The organism is Erwinia amylovora (assembly GCF_017161565.1).
Classification (GTDB): Bacteria; Pseudomonadota; Gammaproteobacteria; order Enterobacterales; family Enterobacteriaceae; genus Erwinia; species Erwinia amylovora.
Genome location: NZ_CP066796.1, coordinates 1,532,581 through 1,549,898, shown reverse-complemented (window position 1 = coordinate 1,549,898; position 17,318 = coordinate 1,532,581). Strand labels below are relative to the sequence as shown.

The window sequence follows — 17,318 nt, the reverse complement described above, 5'->3', positions numbered from 1 at the left end:
CCCGGTTAGCTTATCCGTATGGCTCAACACAATCATCTGATTGTGGATTAAAATTAAACGTCTGCTTGCTGAATAGCGGATCAGTCAGGTATATCCCGCTCTGCACTAAAAAAAAGGCCCGCAGCGCGGGCCTTATAAACAGGCTGGAATAACTCAGATTTTACGGAAGATCAAGGAACCGTTAGTTCCGCCGAAACCAAATGAGTTACAAAGTACGTACTCCATGCCCTTTGTCTGGCGCGCCGTGTGCGGGACGAAGTCCAGGTCACAACCTTCATCCGGGTTATCCAGATTGATGGTCGGTGGAACCACCTGGTCGCGCAGCGCCAGGATGCTGAAGATGGACTCTACCGCGCCCGCTGCCCCTAACAGGTGGCCGGTCATGGATTTGGTTGAACTGACCATGACGCTGCGTGCACTGGCACCAAATACGGATTTTACCGCCTGGGCTTCGGCTTTATCCCCGGCTGGCGTAGAAGTACCGTGCGCATTGATATAGCCAATTTGCTCTGCTGAGAGATGCGCGTCTTTCAGTGCATTAACCACTGCCAGCGCCGCGCCAGCACCGTTTTCCGGTGGAGACGTCATATGGTAAGCATCGCTGCTCATACCAAAACCGACAATTTCGGCATAGATTTTCGCACCGCGCTTTTTCGCATGCTCGTACTCTTCCAGCACGATAACGCCAGCGCCATCGCCCAGTACAAAACCGTCACGGTCCTTATCCCATGGGCGGCTTGCCGCCTGCGGGTTGTCGTTACGGGTAGAAAGCGCACGAGCCGCGCCAAAACCGGCAACGCCAAGCGGCGTACTGGCTTTCTCGGCACCACCTGCCAGCATCACATCCGCATCGTTACAGGCGATAAGGCGCGCCGCAAGACCAATATTGTGTACGCCAGAGGTACAGGCCGTTGAGATAGAAATACTGGGACCTTGCATGCCAAACATGATGGTCAGGTGACCGGCAACCATATTAACGATGGTGGAAGGAACGAAGAACGGGCTGATTTTGCGCGGACCACCGTTAACTAAAGCGCTGTGGTTTTCTTCGATCAAGCCAAGGCCGCCAATACCGGAACCAATAGCGGCACCAATACGACCGGCATTCTCTTCGGTAATTTCCAGACCGGAATCCTGCATGGCCTGAATGCCAGCGACAACTCCATATTGAATGAAGGCATCCATCTTGCGCTGATCTTTACGCGAGATGAAGTCATCACAATTAAAATCCTTTACTAAGCCAGCAAAACGCGTTGCGTAGGCACTAGTATCAAAATGGTCGATCGGGCTGATGCCACTCTGACCGGCAACAAGAGCATTCCAGGTAGACTCTACGGTATTGCCGACAGGAGACAACATGCCAAGACCAGTCACAACTACACGACGCTTAGACACGTTCGTCCTCCAGGGAGGGAAATATTGACACTCTGTGGGATGTTCAGATAAAACTCAGGCGGTCGAATGACCGCCTGGAGATGCTCACTTACGCCTGGTGACCATTGATGTAATCAATAGCAGCCTGAACGGTAGTGATTTTCTCAGCTTCTTCGTCTGGAATCTCGGTATCAAACTCTTCTTCCAGAGCCATTACCAGCTCAACGGTATCAAGAGAATCAGCGCCCAGATCTTCCACAAAAGAGGCAGTATTAACAACTTCTTCCTGCTTAACGCCCAGCTGCTCGCCAATGATTTTCTTAACGCGTTCTTCGATAGTGCTCATACTATTAAATTTCCTATCAAAACTCGCTTTCGCGATGGTTTTCGTAGTGTATAAAATGGTGAAAAAGATGCAACTAAATCTCGGCTGGTCAAACCACGATTTTACGCTATTTTGCGGCTTTTGCCCCAAACAACGCAAATTATTTCGTGATTTTTAAACCATATACATTCCGCCATTGACGTGCAGCGTTTCACCAGTGATGTAGGCTGCTTCGTCAGAGGCTAAAAATGCAACGGCATTGGCGATTTCCTGCGCGCCGCCAAGACGACCCGCCGGCACTTCCGCCAGAATGCCCGCGCGCTGTTCTTCGCTTAGCGCGCGCGTCATGTCGGTTTCAATAAAACCAGGTGCCACGACGTTAACGGTGATGCCACGAGACGCAATTTCACGCGCCAGTGACTTGCTAAAGCCAATCAAACCCGCTTTTGCTGCCGCGTAGTTTGCCTGCCCCGCATTACCCATTGTTCCAACTACGGAGCCAATGGTAATAATTCGACCCGCACGTTTTTTCATCATTGCTCGCATTACCGATTTTGACAAACGGAATACGGAAGTCAGATTAGTGTCCAAAATGTCCTGCCACTCATCATCCTTCATGCGCATCAGAAGATTATCACGCGTGATGCCTGCATTATTGACTAAAATATCCACTTCGCCAAACTCGGCACGAATATTTTCCAACACGTTGGTAATAGAAGTTGCGTCGGTCACATTCAGCAACAACCCTTTACCGCTATCGCCCAGATAGCTGCTGATGGCATCGGCACCACTTTGGCTGGTCGCCGTTCCCACCACTTTAGCACCGCGTGCCGCCAGGGTTTCTGCGATAGCACGGCCAATGCCGCGACTTGCACCGGTAACCAGCGCGATTTTTCCTTCGAAGCTCATTTTATCTCTCCGTGTTACTGTTCAAGCGCTGCTGACAGGCTGGCCTGGTCGTTAACCGGCGCCGCCGTCAGCGTGTCAACAATACGCTTAGTCAATCCGGTCAGCACTTTGCCGGGACCGGCTTCCAACAGGGAGATGACACCCTGCCGGGCAATAAATTCTACGCTTTCCGTCCAGCGTACCGGACTATAAAGCTGACGGACCAGTGCGCTGCGGATTGCTTCTGGCGCGGTTTCAATCTTCACATCTACGTTGTTAACTACCGGGAAGACTGGCGCATTAAATGTCAGCTGTTGCAGAGCGACCGCCAGTTTGTCCGCTGCGGGTTTCATCAGCGCACAGTGAGAAGGCACGCTGACTGGCAGCGGTAACGCACGTTTGGCACCCGCAGCCTTACAGGCCGTACCCGCTCGTTCAACGGCTTCTTTATGACCGGCAATCACTACCTGGCCTGGCGAGTTGAAATTCACCGGCGACACCACCTGCCCTTGTGCGGATTCTTCACAGGCTTTAGCAATTGACGCATCATCCAGACCGATAATAGCCTGCATCGCGCCGGTGCCTGCAGGAACCGCTTCCTGCATCAGTTTGCCGCGCAGCTCGACCAGTTTTACGGCATCCGCAAATGCTATGACGCCTGCACAAACCAAGGCACTGTACTCACCAAGGCTATGCCCTGCAAGTATTGCAGGCGCTTTTCCGCCTTTTTCCTGCCAAACACGGAAAATGGCAACAGAGGCAGCCAGCAAGGCAGGCTGAGTTTGCCAGGTTTTGTTCAATTCTTCAGCAGGGCCTTGCTGCACCAGCTGCCAGAGGTCGTAACCCAATGCATCGGAGGCTTCACGAAAGGTTTTCTCTACCAGAGGATTTGCCGCAGCCAGATCGGCCAGCATGCCTGTTGCTTGTGAACCCTGTCCCGGGAATACCATTGCAAATTGCGTCATTGTTATTTCCTGTTAATCGCCATTACTTTTTGATCAAAAGCGAACCAACGCCGAACCCCAGGTAAACCCGCCACCAAAAGCTTCCAGCAGAACCAGCTGTCCACGCTGAATACGACCATCGCGAACCGCTTCGTCCAGCGCCGAAGGAACAGAAGCCGCAGACGTATTGCCATGGCGGTCAAGCGTCACCACGACTTTGTCCATATCCATGCCCAGCTTGCGGGCAGTGGCGCTGATAATGCGCAGATTTGCCTGATGCGGCACCAGCCAGTCGATAGCGGTGCGATCAAGATTATTTGCCTGCAGGGTTTCTTCGACGATATGCGCCAGCTCGGTCACAGCAACTTTGAATACTTCATTGCCGGCCATGGTGACATAAGACGGGTTTTCCTGGCGTTGGCGATCCTGATTAGTCAGCGTTAACAGCTGGCCGTAACGCCCATCGGCGTGCAGGTGGGTAGAGATTATGCCCTGATCTTCGCTGGCTCCCAGCACCACGGCACCGGCTCCATCACCGAACAAAATAAGGGTGCCGCGATCGTCAGGATCCAGCATGCGCGCCAACACGTCGGCACCAATCACCAGCGCATTTTTTACCGCACCATTTTTGATGTACTGATCGGCCACGCTCAACGCGTAGGTAAAGCCCGCACAGGCTGCCGCAAGATCGAATGAAGCCGCATCTTCAATTTCCAGCATCTGCTGGATCATGCAGGCTGAACTGGGGAAAGCGTGACTGGAAGAGGTGGTGGCAACGACGATCAGCCCAATATCGTTTTTATCAATGCCGGACATTTCCAACGCACGTATGGCTGCCTGGAAACCCATGGTTGCCACGGTTTCGTTCGGGCCGGCGATGCGACGTTCATGGATACCGGTACGAGTGACAATCCACTCGTCTGACGTGTCCACCATTTTTTCCAGATCGGCGTTAGTCCGCACCTGCTCGGGCAAATAGCTGCCCGTACCGATAATCTTCGTATACATGTACGCTCAGTCACTCTTAGGTAATACAGCTTGAAGGCGCGCAGCAATCCGCTCGGGAACTTGCCGCCGCGCCGCCTGCTCTGCCTGTTGGATCGCCACGGTAAATGCGCGTTGATTAGCTCCACCATGACTTTTGATTACGGTGCCGCGTAATCTTAACAGACAAGCGCCATTGTACTGGTCGGGGTTGAGGTGGCCGAATTTCCTGGCCAGACGCTTCTGCAAGACGCGCCCCAATAATCTCAACCACCAGTCCCTTTTTTTACCTTCGCCCTGTGAATTCATCAGCGAAAGGAACATTCTTACCACGCCTTCCATCGTTTTCAGCGTGACGTTGCCAACAAACCCGTCACAGACCAGCACGTCCGCCTTACCGGTAAGAAGCTCGTTGCCTTCGAGGTAGCCAATGAAGTTAACGTCCGCTGAAGCGCGCAGTACGGCCGCAGCATCACGAATGGACGTCAACCCTTTGCTCTCTTCCTGACCAATATTGATCAAAGCAACCCGGGGCCGGTTTATGGCCAATATTTCTTCGGCCACCACGGCACCCATTACGGCAAACTGCACCAGCATGGCGCTGTCCGAATCGACATTAGCGCCTAAATCCAACACCACGGTTTTACCCTGCTGCTGGTGCGGTAAAACGGTCATCAGCGCCGGGCGATCGATGCCGTCCAGCGGTTTTAATAATAATTTTGCCAGCCCCATCAGCGCACCGGTATTACCCGCGCTGATGCAGGCCTGCGCCCGCCCTTGTTCCACCTGCTCCAGCGCCACGCGCATGGAAGAACCACGACTGGCGCGGATCGCTTGAGAAGGCCTGGCATCACTGGCAATAACCGATTCGGCAGCAATAATTTGCAGGCGCGCCCGTAAGGCTGAATCCGCTGTGGCAAGTAATGACGTGATGATGTCGGGATCGCCGACCAGAAGAAGATGCAATTGCGGATCAGAAGCCAGTGCCTGCAGTGATGCAGGCACCGTCACGCGGGGACCGAAGTCCCCGCCCATGGCATCTATCGCCAGGGTCAGGCGTTTCAAAGTCGCGCCGCGAGCTGCGGAATTACTTTACGATGACCTTGCGACCGCGGTAGTAACCATCCGCAGTGATGTGGTGACGCAGATGAGTTTCGCCAGAAACTTTATCTACGGAAAGTGCTGCAGTGGTCAGAGAATCGTGTGAACGACGCATGCCACGCTTGGAACGGGTTGGTTTATTCTGTTGTACGGCCATGGACCTTACTCCTATTACTTACGCTTTAAACTGGCTAATACGGCAAATGGATTTGGCTTTTCCGCCTCTGCAGGCAGCTTACCAAAGACCATGTCCGCCTCGGACACTTCACAGTGTTCAGAATCATGCACCGGAACGACAGGCAGGGCGAGGATGATTTCATCTTCTACCATTGCCAGCAGATCGGTTTCGCCAAACTCGTTGACGTTGATCGGCTCGTACGCTTCCGGCAGTGCTTCGGCCTGCTCGTCAGTGACGACCGGGCTGAAACAGTACGATACGTGGACATGTTGCGGAAAATTCTTGTTGCAGCGTTGACAGCACAGCGTCACAGAAACTTCGGCCGTACCTTTCAGTACTGCCAGACGCTGATTGTCAATAGCGAACGACATGACACATTCTACATCACTGTCCACACTCACTACCGATTCGGCAATCCGCTCAACCTGTTCAGGGGTATAAACACCCTGGTAGTCCAGGCGTTTCTGAGCGGTACGAACCGTATCGAGAGTCAGGGGTAATTTTACCTTTTGCATAGGGCGCGCATATTAACTTTGTAACGACATAGAGTCAAAGAAAAAGGCCGCATCACGACATCTTTCACCCATGATTCGCATCCAGTGCGGCGCATAGTTTAAGATGCCTGATAACGATTGGCCATAAATTGTGGAAAAAAATTATGCGGCAACTGGTATTAGCCTCTACATCACCCTATCGCAAAACATTATTAAGCAAGCTGCAGCTGCCTTTTATAAGCGCAGCACCCGAAACAGACGAAACTCCGCGGACGAATGAGCCGGCAACCGAACTGGTCACGCGCCTGGCCGTTGCTAAAGCGCGGGCGCTGGCCCCCCTTTTCCCCGACCATCTGATTATTGGTGCCGATCAGGTATGCGTTCTCAACGGCAAAATTTGCGGTAAACCACACAGTGAAGCTAATGCCCTTGCGCAGCTGCGCGCCGCCAGTGGGCAAAGCGTGGTGTTTTACACCGGCCTGGCCCTGTTTGACAGCCGTGACGCTACTCTGCAGCAATTGTGCGAACCCTTCAGCGTCCATTTCCGCACGTTAAGCGAGGGTGAAATTGCAAGCTACGTGCGTAAAGAGCAACCGCTGGACTGCGCGGGCAGTTTTAAAAGTGAGGGGCTGGGAATTACGCTGTTTGACCGCTTATCAGGCCGCGACCCGAATACGCTGGTCGGGCTGCCGCTGATTGCGCTGGCAGAGATGTTAAGGAAAGCCGGGCTTAACCCGCTGGCTGGCTAATAGCCCGCCATCAGGATGCCGCCGTCGCACACAGGCAGTCAGCCGATGATGGCGGTTTTTCGCAACACCGCCAGGCAACGCTTCAGCTGTTCATCAAGCGGCGCTTCCACGCGCATTATCTCCCCGGTATTTGGGTGGGTGAAGCGCAGTGCTGCAGCGTGTAAAAACAGGCGTTTAAGGCCAGTGCCGCTGAGCTGCTGGTCAAACCCGGCCTCGCCGTAGCGGTCGTCAAACGCGATCGGATGCCCGGCATGCAGCGTGTGCACGCGGATCTGGTGCGTACGCCCGGTTACCGGGCTGGCTTTCACCAATGTGGCAATGGCGTAGCGCTCTTCCACTTTAAACAGCGTTTCAGACGGCTTGCCTTCACTGCTGACCTTTACCACCCGCTCGCCGCTTTGCAGGATGTTTTTCAGCAGCGGCGCACGCACCGCTTTCACATGAGACGGCCACTGGCCGCGTACCAAAGCCAGATAGTCTTTCTGCATCCCCTTCTCGCGCAGTTGCTCATGAAGGGAGCGCAATGCGGAACGCTTTTTCGCGACCAGCAAAATGCCCGAGGTATCACGGTCCAGACGGTGCACCAGTTCAAGAAAACGCGCCTCAGGGCGGAGGGCGCGCAGTCCTTCAATCACCCCAAAGCTCAGGCCGCTACCGCCGTGCACCGCCGTACCGGAAGGCTTATTCATCACCAGAAGATAATCATCTTCATAGATGATGGCGGCTTCAAGCGCGGCGACTTTAGCCAGTTTGGGTGAAACGTTTTCCTCTTCACGCTCCGCCACACGCACCGGCGGGATACGTATTTCGTCCCCGGCCTCCAGTTTATATTCTGGTTTAATGCGCTTTTTGTTTACCCGCACTTCGCCCTTGCGCAAAATGCGATAAATCATACTTTTCGGCACCCCTTTCAACTGGGTGCGTAAAAAGTTATCGATACGCTGCCCCGCCTCATCAGCGGTGATGGCAATAAAATGTACGGCTGGAGTATTGGTTTTCATGGTCGGCGATTCTAAATAGTGCGCTGTGATAGCGCCACCTCTTTTTATGTGCTTAACTGACTGAGACGGTTATCACTGCCGGGTTATGAACGGTTTTTAGACAATTTGCAGAAAAGCACTGCAATCTCTTCTGAAAACTGCAAGAAACTTGGTCACGCGGATAAAGTCACCTTGCGATCACCTGCTTAGCAATGAAATAATGTTTACGTTTTTTGACGCTAAAACTTGTGAATGCAGGGTAATAAATAGCGTAAACCCAGGACCTTCGTCGTGCTGCAGAATGGCAGGCGAAATCGACAGGGTGTAATAAGCAATTTTGCCGGATAGCCCACACGCGCAGCAATGGCGTAAGACGTAGTGAGCAATCAGGCATTTAGCGGGCTGCGGGTTGCAGCCTGGACGATAAAGCGGGATTGGTTCACCTGGTCATTCACTGGCGGCCCCCTTCAAAGCGCTGTTTTTCCATATGTAAAACAGGCTACCGAGTATTTGCGCCCCTTGAGCTGGCGACAACCGGGAGGTTGACGGCTTTGCGATAAGACACGGGGTCATCGGTTCCTCACGTCCAGCGTTACTTTGCCCGTAGCTTTGTCAATAATGTAAGAATAATGAGTAAGTTACGATGAAAAGAATGCTGATAAACGCCACTCAGCAAGAAGAGTTGCGTGTTGCCCTTGTCGATGGACAGCGCCTGTACGATCTGGACATTGAAAGTCCGGGGCACGAACAGAAAAAAGCCAATATCTATAAGGGCAAGATCACCCGTATTGAACCCAGTCTTGAAGCCGCATTTGTTGATTATGGCGCCGAAAGGCACGGCTTTCTGCCTCTGAAAGAAATTTCCCGCGAATACTTCCCTTCTCATTACAACGCTCATGGCCGTCCCAATATCAAGGATGTGCTGCGTGAAGGTCAGGAAGTGATTGTTCAGATAGATAAAGAAGAGCGCGGCAATAAAGGTGCAGCTCTGACCACTTTTATCAGTCTGGCGGGAAGTTATCTGGTATTGATGCCGAATAACCCGCGTGCTGGCGGTATCTCGCGCCGCATTGAAGGTGATGACCGTACCGAACTGAAAGAAGCGCTCTCCTCGCTTGAACTACCCGACGGCATGGGCCTGATTGTGCGCACCGCCGGCGTGGGCAAATCTGCCGAAGCCCTGCAGTGGGATTTAGGTTTCCGCATCAAGCACTGGGAAGCCATTAAGAAAGCCGCTGACAGCCGCCCGGCTCCGTTTCTGATCCATCAGGAAAGCAACGTCATTGTACGGGCTTTTCGTGACTATCTGCGCCAGGACATTGGCGAAATCCTGATTGATAACCCGAAGGTGCTTGAGCTGGCGCGCCAGCATATCGCCGCCTTGGGACGCCCGGATTTCAGCAGCAAAATCAAGCTTTACACCGGTGAAATTCCCCTGTTCAGCCATTACCAGATCGAGTCGCAGATTGAATCCGCTTTCCAGCGTGAAGTGCGCCTGCCTTCAGGCGGTTCGATTGTCATTGACACCACCGAAGCGCTGACCGCTATTGATATCAACTCTGCCCGCGCCACTCGCGGCGGCGATATCGAAGAGACGGCATTTAATACTAACCTTGAAGCTGCCGACGAGATTGCCCGCCAGCTGCGCCTGCGTGACCTCGGTGGTCTGATCGTCATAGACTTTATTGATATGACCCCGGTTCGCCATCAGCGTGCGGTTGAAAATCGCCTGCGGGAAGCGGTACGTCAGGATCGTGCACGCATCCAGATCAGCCATATTTCCCGTTTCGGCCTGCTGGAGATGTCGCGTCAGCGTCTCAGTCCGTCACTGGGTGAGTCCAGCCATCACGTATGCCCGCGCTGTAGCGGCACCGGCACGATCCGTGACAATGAATCGCTGGCGCTCTCTATTCTGCGTCTGATTGAAGAAGAAGCGCTGAAAGAGAATACCAAAGAAGTCCACGCCATCGTGCCGGTACAGGTGGCCTCCTACCTGCTGAACGAAAAGCGTGAGGCGGTAAGCGCCATTGAGAAACGCCAGGGCGGCGTACGCGCTATTATCGTCCCTAACGATAATATGCAGACTCCGCACTATTCGGTACTGCGCGTGCGCAGTGGTGAAGAAACTCAGACGTTGAGCTATCACCTGCCGAAACTGCATGAAGCTGAAATGGCGCTGCCTTCTGAAGAAGAACACGCCGAGCGCAAAAGCCCGGAGCAGCCTGCCCTCGCCGCTTTTGTGATGCCAGATGCACCACCGGCACCGCATGAAGTCGCGGTTGTACCCGCCGTGACAAAAGCCGCGGTCAAAACCCCGGCCCCTGCTTCTCCAGCCCAGCCAGGCCTGGTTAGCCGCATCGTCAGCGGCTTGAAGAAACTGTTTGCTGCGCCAGAGAAGCCAGCGCAACAGCCACCGCAGCCGGCAGTTGAAGAGAAAAGCGCTGAAGCCTCCGCACCGCGCGGCGAGCGTCGTAACAATCGCCGTCAAAATAACCGTCGTGATCGTAACGGCGATCGCAACGAGCGTAATGACCGCAACGAGCGTAATGACCGCAACGATCGCAGCGCAGAGCGTAACGAACGCGCACCGCGTGAGCGCAGTAACGAAAACCGCGAAGGTCGTGACGACCGCCGTAATAACAATCGTCGCAATGCGCAGCAAACCGATGCGCGCAGTGAACGTATGGTGCCGGACGAGTTCGAGCGCAGCGAAACCACTCCGCCACGCCAGCCGCGTCAGGATCGCCAGCGTCGCCGTTCTGGTCAAAATCAGGAAGAAAAACGTCCTCTGGTGCAGGAAGAAAAAATCCCTGAGCCGGTAGTCGAAAACGTGCCCGCTCCTGAGGTTGAAGAGCAGAGCGTAGAGGTGATGCCGCGCCGTAAACAGCGCCAGCTTAACCAGAAAGTGCGTATTGAAACCGCTGAACAGACTGCAGCCCGCTCGTTCGCGCCCGATGAGAGCGAACCTGCTGTTCCTGCCGTTGGCGAGTCCGTAGTGGAAACGGAAGATCATGACGATCGCGATGGTAACAATATGCCTCGTCGCTCTCGCCGATCGCCGCGCCACCTGCGGGTTAGCGGTCAGCGCCGACGTCGCTACCGTGACGAGCGCTATCCTACACAGTCACCTATGCCGCTGGCTCACGCCGCCGCATCGCCGGAATCGGCGTCAGGTAAAGTGTGGATTTCCTACCCGGTAGCCCAGGTTAGCGACCATGAAACCCATGAAGAGCATCCCCATTCTGTGGTGCCTGCCTACGGCCATGCTGATAAAGCCCAGCCGGAAGCGGTGGACACGGCGGCAACCGTTGCAATGCACGCCAGCGTGACGGAAAGCATTGCAGCTCCGGCGGTGGAAGCAGCTCCGGCGGTGGAATCAGCTCCGGCGGTGAAAGCTGCCCCGGCGGTGGAAGCTGCCCCGGCGGTGGAAGCTGCTCCGGCGGTGAAAGCTGCCCCGGCGGTGAAAGCAGCTCCGGCGGTGGAAGCAGCTCCGGCGGTGGAAGCTGCTCCGGCGGTGAAAGCTGCCCCGGCGGTGGAAGCTGCTCCGGCGGTGAAAGCTGCTCCGGCGGTGGAATCAGCTTCGGCGATGGAACAGGCCGAAGCTGTAGAGATTGTCGAAGCAGCGTCAGTTCATCAGCCTGAAATTACCCCGGTAGCGGCCGAAGATAGCGCAGCTATTGATGCTCCGGTCAATCAGCAGCCTGCGGTGATTTCCGCTGCGGATGAAGCGGTAGCGGCAAAAACGGCGGCCGAAGCCGTCCCGGCTGAACCAGTGAAGCCCGAACCTGCAGAAGCGGTGTCTGTTAATGCGGTGGATGTGTCCGTACAGCAGGCTGCAGCCACCACCCGCGTAGCCCCCGTGGAACCTGGCACAGAGGTTAAGCAGCAGGTTGTCGCGGTGCAGAACTCGCCCGAGGCAGCGGCAGAACAGCATTCAGCAGCAGAAGAACCCCACGCACCGCTTCCGGCGCGCGATGAACCGGTCGATTCTGCCCCGCTGCAGGCGGGTCTTTATAAGCATCATGCTACCGCTCCGATGACCAAAGCGCCGGCCCCGGCTTATCAACCCGAGCCTGAGCGTCACAGCGATTGGGTACGTCCGGCCTTCAACTTCGAAGGTAAGGGAGCGGCTGGCGCTCATACAGCCAGTCATCTGGCTACGGCTCCGGCAACCCGCCCGTAACAGGCTGAAACCGCGCAGTTTAAGCCCCGTCCTTCTGGCCGGGGCTTTTTTTATGCCCCCGTTTTGCTTTGGCCATCTCTGCTGCCCGCCGCATTGTGGCGCTGCGCTGTCGTCACCCGCATAAGGCCACTGTGCTTTACGCTACGCCGGCAACTCTGAGGTCCGCGAAGACGGCTTCAGGCTGTACGCCACGGAAACGGGTGCAAAAAAAACCCGCTGACGGCAGAGAGCTGCCGGGAGCGGGCAAAATAAACGGCCAGGTTGTGGCACGTTTATAACGTCGTAAACGGTTTACGAATTGAGACTAAACAGTGACAGCTTCGACATCTGCTGGAATACGGTATAAGAAGCCTTTAAAGCGGTTTGCTGCATGGTATAGCGGGAGATCGCCTCCGTGGTATCGGCGCCCACCAGTGTACTCATCTGGTTTTTCAAACTCAGGGTGGTGTCGTCCCCTTTTGAATCAAGGTTGGACAATTCCTGCAGGTTAGTCCCGATTTCGGAGCGCACGCTCGACACGTTGTTCAGCACATTACGTAAACCGCGGTTAACCTTAGCCATATTTTCACCTTCGGCATCAGCCGTGGCCTTGTCCGCGCCGGTCAGCGACACCTTGAGCGATTTGATCGCCGTATTGAGGATAGTGAAGATATTGCTTTCCCCCGCCGCGCCGTCTGGTTCCTTTACCGCATCGCTGGTCAGCGAGTCAAAGACCTGCTTACCGGTATGGTTAGTCACCAGCGTTCGGCTGGCATCCACTTTTTGCGTGATCGGGATCGTTCCGCCGATATAGGTAATTTGGCCTCCGGCATCGCTGGTAAACGGGGCTTTATCACTTTGATAACCGGCAAACGTGTAGCGGCCGTTGCCGTCAGTGCTGTTGGCCAGGTTTAGCAGCTGGCCGCGAATACCTTCCAACTGCGTGGCAAAAGACGCGCGGTCCTCATCGGACAGCGTTCCGGTGGATGCGGCCACAACGGTCGTCTGGGCGCTGATCACCACATCCGCCACCTGTTTTAGCGTGGTCTCTTCTGTCGACTGGTTTTGCGTAGCGAAAACACGCGCGGTTTCATACTGCGATGTTTCTGACTGCGCCTGCGAAAGCACCACGGCCTGAGCCGCAGCCACCGGGTCATCCGATGGCTTGTTGACGCGATTGCCGGTAGCCAGTTCATTGCCCGCTTTTAGCCAGCTGCTATTGGCCGTCTGGATGCCCTGTATCTGCTGGTCGTATATCATGCCGGTACTGAGTCGCATGGTAGATCCTTGTTCAATAATTAGCTGACCGCTGTAAGCAGCGACTGGAATAGCGTGGAAGCCGTCTGCAATACCTGGGCATTCGCCATGTAGTACTGCTGATAGCGCGCCAGGTTAGAATACTCTTCGTCAAGGTTGACGCCGGATACCGACTGTTGCTGACTGGTCAGCTGTTTGACCACCGCTGACTGAGTGGTGTTACTGGCCTCGAGCGAGCTGGTTTTGTTACCGACGTCGGCCACCAGACTGGCATAAGCCTGCGTCAGGGTACTTTTGCCGTTAATCAAATCCTGGGTTTGTAACCCCAGCAGCGACTTGACGTTCTCATTATTGCTCTCGCCGCCTGTCGGGCTGGACGCGGCCAGCTTTGCGGCATCGGTGATATTAACGCTCATCCCTGAGATCACGCTGCTGACCGGCTTAATAATATAACTGTCATTATTTTGCGCGGTGCCGGTGGCGCCAACGGTGACCGTCAGCCCGTCAAATTTTAAGGTGCCGTCCGTGCTGGTGTCCACGTCCGTGACCTTGCTGTTATCCGCCAGTCGAACCAGGTTCCAGCTACCGTTCTCCAGGGTCATTTTGTAGTTGGATGCTTTGACATCCCCTGTTTTACTGGCGTCATATGCTACTGACAGGCTGGCATTGCCTTTGTTCAGGCTGTTGGACGTTGCCGATGGGCTGCCAAGCTTAAAGAAGGCTTCACCTTTATCGCCTTCGCTGTCAACCCCGGCCTGATGCTGGGTATTAAAGTTGCTGCCCAACGCCAGCGCCAGCTGGCCAATCTGATTACGCACGCCGTCCAGATCGTTGCGAAATGCCAGTAATCCCCCGAGTGAACCGCTGGTAAACTGAGATTCTGCTATTTCAGTCTTTGCCCCGGTGACGGAGTCAACGCTGGCAATCGTGGTACGGGCCGGATCGGCGCTGGAAGGGACGGCAGCGAGCTGCTCAAAGCGGTCACCCTGAACCAGAGAAATGCCGTTGCCGATGCTGATACTGTAGCTGCCGCCATCCTGCTGGCTGACGTTAACGCCCACCAGCTTGTTCAGCTCGCTGACCAGCAGATCGCGCTTATCCAGCAGATTGTTCGGTTCACTGCCGGCACCCGCGCCTTTCAGCTTGGCGATCTGCTGGTTAATATTGGCAATCTGTTCGGCGTAATTATTGACCTGCCCGACCGTAGACTTGATCGAGGTATTCAGGCCGCTGTCAAGGTTGGCCAGATAGGTATCGCTCACTTTGAACTGATTAACCAGCCCTTCGGCTTTACCCAGTACCGCCTGGCGGGATGAGGAGTCGCTGGCGTTGCTGGCAAGGGTTTGCAGCGATTTAAAGAAGTCCTGAATATTGGTCGACAGGTTATTGGTCGTACCGGACATCATATCGTCAATGTTTGACATCTGGCCTGCCTGAGTGCTGAGAGCGCTCGACTGAGTACTGGCGGCCAAAAGTTGCTTATTGATGAACTGGTCATATTCGCGATAAACGCTGGAGACGGCCGCACCATTACCATAGTAATTGCCACCGCTAAGGGTACTGGCGCTCTGATTCAGCACCGTGGTCTGGCGTGAATAACCGGTAACGGCATAGTTGGTGATGTTGTTACTGGTGGTGTTGAGCGCAGCCGATGAAGCGCTCAAGCCGCTCATCGCGGTATTAATTAAGTTTGACATGTCGGGTCCTTGTTAACCGGCAACTGCAGCGCCAGCATTGACGATTCGTTTGCCGGTAAAGGGTTAACTCAGATCCGGCCTGGAGAAGTTATCGGTAAAGTTGCGGTAAACTTGAACGGTTTCAGCAAAAATTTTAAAACAAATCACCCAAATCCTGGCTGTAAGCTTTAACCACTTTTTCGCCCATGTTTTTGAACTGCTGGATCATTCCAACCAGCTTTTGCGCGTAGTTCGGGTCGGTAGCGTAACCCGCAGCCTGCAGGGCCTTTGCTCCCTGCTCCGGCGAGGAGGCGCTGGTCACCGCCGCATAGCGCGGATTGTTACTCAGTAACTTCACGTAATCGTTCAACGCTTCGAAATAAGAGTCGTAGACGCGGAACGTTTGCTTCACCTTCTTCGCTGCACCGCCCTCATATTCCGTGGTCATCACATCGGTGGTTTTACCCTGCCAGCTGCCCGTCGCTTTGATCGCAAACAGGTTGAAGCTCGGTTTACCGTCACGCGTGAGGATCTGCCGCTGGCCCCAGCCGGATTCCAGCGCCGCCTGAGCGAGGATCAAATGGTGCGGGATGCCGCTCTGTTCACTGGCCGCCTGGGCCGGCTGCATCAGCCTGGCGATAAAGTCGCCGTTGTCACCGGACAGCGGCATCTCGTTACCCAAGAAGCGCGGCACCGCTTTACGTACCATCTGCTCCATCTCTGAGGGCGGAAGCGTGTTGATAAAGCGCTTATCCAGCGGCATCGGCACCGTGCCGGCTTGCTCATCCGGCGCCTGCGGCATTTCCATCTGTTTGACGATCAGGTCGGCCAGGCCTAAACCTTTTGCCCCGATCTGCTGGCCAATCTGCTGATCGTACATCGATGTGTAAAGCCGCGTCTGTTCGGTACTTAGCAGGCCATCCTGCGGCAGCGCCTGGCGCATACTTTTCATCATCATCTGCACAAACATCCCCTCTACCTGTTTAGCCACTTCACGCGCATGCGCTTTGGGGTCGCTGGAGGCTAAACGTTTCAGGTCGTTGAGCGAGCGGCTGTCATAGGCCGCGCTCGTCAGAGACTGGCTGTGGTCACTCATCAGATAATTTCCAGTTTGGCATGCAGACAGCCGGCGCTCTGCATCGCCTGTAAGATAGACATCAGGTCAATAGGTTTGGCGCCCAGCGCGTTCATGGCGCGCACCACGCTGTTCAGATTGGCGCTGGCATTAACGGTTTGCAGCGCGCCGCCGCTTTGGCGCATATCTATCTGCGTTTGCGGCGTCACCACCGTCTGCCCGCCGCCAAACGGCGTATTGGGCTGGTTGACGTTCTGGGTCTGATTGACCGTTACCGACAGGCTGCCCTGCGCAATAGCACATTGTGTCAGCATCACTTCGCGGTTCATCACTACCGATCCGGTACGCGAGTTGATAATCACTTTGGCATCCTGAACCGGTGCGGAAACGTCGATATTCTGAATATCGGCCAGCAGACGCACCTGCGAGGTATTGTTGGCGCTGGTGCGGATCTGGACGGTGCGGCCGTCTACCGCCTGCGCCATACCGTAGCCGCCACGGCTGTTAATCGCATCGCTGATGCGTTGGGCCATACCAAAATCTTCCTGGTTAAGAAAGAGACTGACCACATTGCTGGTGCCGAAGTTATTTGGCAGTTCGCGCTCGATGGTGGCACCGCCGGTAATACGTCCGCCGTTAACCTGGTTAACCTGCACGGCGTTGCCGCCGGCGGCGGCGCTGGCACCACCAATCAAAATGTTGCCCTGTGCCAGCGCATAGACCTGATTATCCACCCCTTTCAACGGGGTCATTAATAAGGTACCGCCGCGCAGACTCTTGGCATTACCCAGCGAGGAAACCACCACATCCACCACCTGCCCCTGGCGACCAAAGGCCGGCAGTTTCGCCGTGACCATCACCGCCGCCACGTTTTTCAGCTGCATATTGGTGCCGGCCGGCACGGTGATGCCCAACTGCGACAGCATGTTGCTCAAACTCTGCGTGGTGAACGGAGTCTGGGTGGTCTGGTCACCGGTGCCGTCCAGCCCTACGACCAGGCCGTAGCCGATCAGGGAGTTTTCACGTACGCCACCTACGGTGGTCAGATCGCGAATACGATCGGCGTGGGCCAGGGCGCTCAATGCCAGCGTTAGCAGCAGGGCAGTTCGAATCAGTACATTACGCATTGGA

The 17,318-nt window shown here is 55.1% G+C and carries 15 protein-coding genes; 2 read left to right on the top strand and 13 right to left on the bottom strand.

Features of this window, described 5'->3' with window-relative positions; all coding sequences use genetic code 11:
• Positions 1-153 precede the first annotated feature (153 nt).
• From fabF to yceD, 8 genes are all read right to left on the bottom strand, one after another.
• Positions 154-1,395, bottom strand: coding sequence for a beta-ketoacyl-ACP synthase II (gene fabF, locus JGC47_RS07220; protein ID WP_004157118.1), 1,242 nt, complete (start codon positions 1,393-1,395; stop codon positions 154-156).
• Positions 1,396-1,483: 88 nt separating this feature from the next.
• The gene (acpP, locus tag JGC47_RS07215; protein ID WP_004157115.1) at positions 1,484-1,720 is read right to left on the bottom strand and encodes an acyl carrier protein; all 237 of its coding nucleotides are present in this window, start codon (positions 1,718-1,720) and stop codon (positions 1,484-1,486) included.
• Between the two features lie 153 nt (positions 1,721-1,873).
• Entirely contained in the window at positions 1,874-2,608 is a 735-nt protein-coding gene (fabG, locus tag JGC47_RS07210) for a 3-oxoacyl-ACP reductase FabG (protein ID WP_004157108.1), read from the bottom strand.
• A gap of 14 nt (positions 2,609-2,622) precedes the next feature.
• A complete protein-coding gene (gene fabD / locus JGC47_RS07205; protein WP_004157107.1) occupies positions 2,623-3,552 on the bottom strand; it encodes an ACP S-malonyltransferase in 930 nt (309 codons plus the stop codon).
• Positions 3,553-3,585: 33 nt separating this feature from the next.
• The gene (locus tag JGC47_RS07200; protein WP_004157106.1) at positions 3,586-4,539 is read right to left on the bottom strand and encodes a beta-ketoacyl-ACP synthase III; all 954 of its coding nucleotides are present in this window, start codon (positions 4,537-4,539) and stop codon (positions 3,586-3,588) included.
• A 6-nt stretch (positions 4,540-4,545) separates the two neighbouring features.
• Positions 4,546-5,580, bottom strand: coding sequence for a phosphate acyltransferase PlsX (plsX, locus tag JGC47_RS07195; RefSeq protein ID WP_004157104.1), 1,035 nt, complete (start codon positions 5,578-5,580; stop codon positions 4,546-4,548).
• A gap of 22 nt (positions 5,581-5,602) precedes the next feature.
• On the bottom strand, positions 5,603-5,773 hold the full coding sequence (gene rpmF / locus JGC47_RS07190) for a 50S ribosomal protein L32 (protein ID WP_004157101.1): 171 nt from the start codon (positions 5,771-5,773) through the stop codon (positions 5,603-5,605).
• 14 nt (positions 5,774-5,787) lie between these two features.
• On the bottom strand, positions 5,788-6,309 hold the full coding sequence (gene yceD, locus JGC47_RS07185; RefSeq protein ID WP_004157099.1) for a 23S rRNA accumulation protein YceD: 522 nt from the start codon (positions 6,307-6,309) through the stop codon (positions 5,788-5,790).
• Positions 6,310-6,452: 143 nt separating this feature from the next.
• On the opposite strand from yceD, the gene JGC47_RS07180 reads away from it, so the two are divergent.
• Complete coding sequence (locus JGC47_RS07180) at positions 6,453-7,037, top strand: Maf family protein (protein WP_004157096.1); 585 nt, start codon at positions 6,453-6,455, stop codon at positions 7,035-7,037.
• Positions 7,038-7,075: 38 nt separating this feature from the next.
• On the opposite strand, the gene rluC is transcribed toward JGC47_RS07180, so the two are convergent.
• Positions 7,076-8,038 (bottom strand): 23S rRNA pseudouridine(955/2504/2580) synthase RluC, encoded by a 963-nt coding sequence (gene rluC, locus JGC47_RS07175; RefSeq protein ID WP_004157095.1) that lies wholly within the window; start codon positions 8,036-8,038, stop codon positions 7,076-7,078.
• 622 nt (positions 8,039-8,660) lie between these two features.
• Between rluC and rne the strand changes: the two genes are divergently transcribed.
• The gene (gene rne / locus JGC47_RS07170; protein WP_004157094.1) at positions 8,661-12,200 is read left to right on the top strand and encodes a ribonuclease E; all 3,540 of its coding nucleotides are present in this window, start codon (positions 8,661-8,663) and stop codon (positions 12,198-12,200) included.
• A 291-nt stretch (positions 12,201-12,491) separates the two neighbouring features.
• On the opposite strand, the gene flgL is transcribed toward rne, so the two are convergent.
• The 4 genes from flgL to JGC47_RS07150 form a co-directional block, all read right to left on the bottom strand.
• Positions 12,492-13,457, bottom strand: a complete 966-nt coding sequence (flgL, locus tag JGC47_RS07165; RefSeq protein ID WP_004157078.1) for a flagellar hook-associated protein FlgL — start codon at positions 13,455-13,457, stop codon at positions 12,492-12,494.
• 20 nt (positions 13,458-13,477) lie between these two features.
• Positions 13,478-15,133, bottom strand: coding sequence for a flagellar hook-associated protein FlgK (flgK, locus tag JGC47_RS07160; RefSeq protein ID WP_004157077.1), 1,656 nt, complete (start codon positions 15,131-15,133; stop codon positions 13,478-13,480).
• Between the two features lie 133 nt (positions 15,134-15,266).
• Positions 15,267-16,208 carry a flagellar assembly peptidoglycan hydrolase FlgJ gene (flgJ, locus tag JGC47_RS07155; protein WP_004157075.1) on the bottom strand — a complete coding sequence of 314 codons (942 nt, stop codon included), beginning with the start codon at positions 16,206-16,208 and terminating at the stop codon, positions 15,267-15,269.
• Positions 16,208-17,314: a flagellar basal body P-ring protein FlgI gene (locus tag JGC47_RS07150; protein ID WP_004157074.1), complete on the bottom strand. Its 1,107-nt coding sequence runs from the start codon at positions 17,312-17,314 to the stop codon at positions 16,208-16,210. Before JGC47_RS07150 ends, flgJ begins: the two co-directional genes overlap by 1 nt.
• Positions 17,315-17,318: the final 4 nt, after the last annotated feature.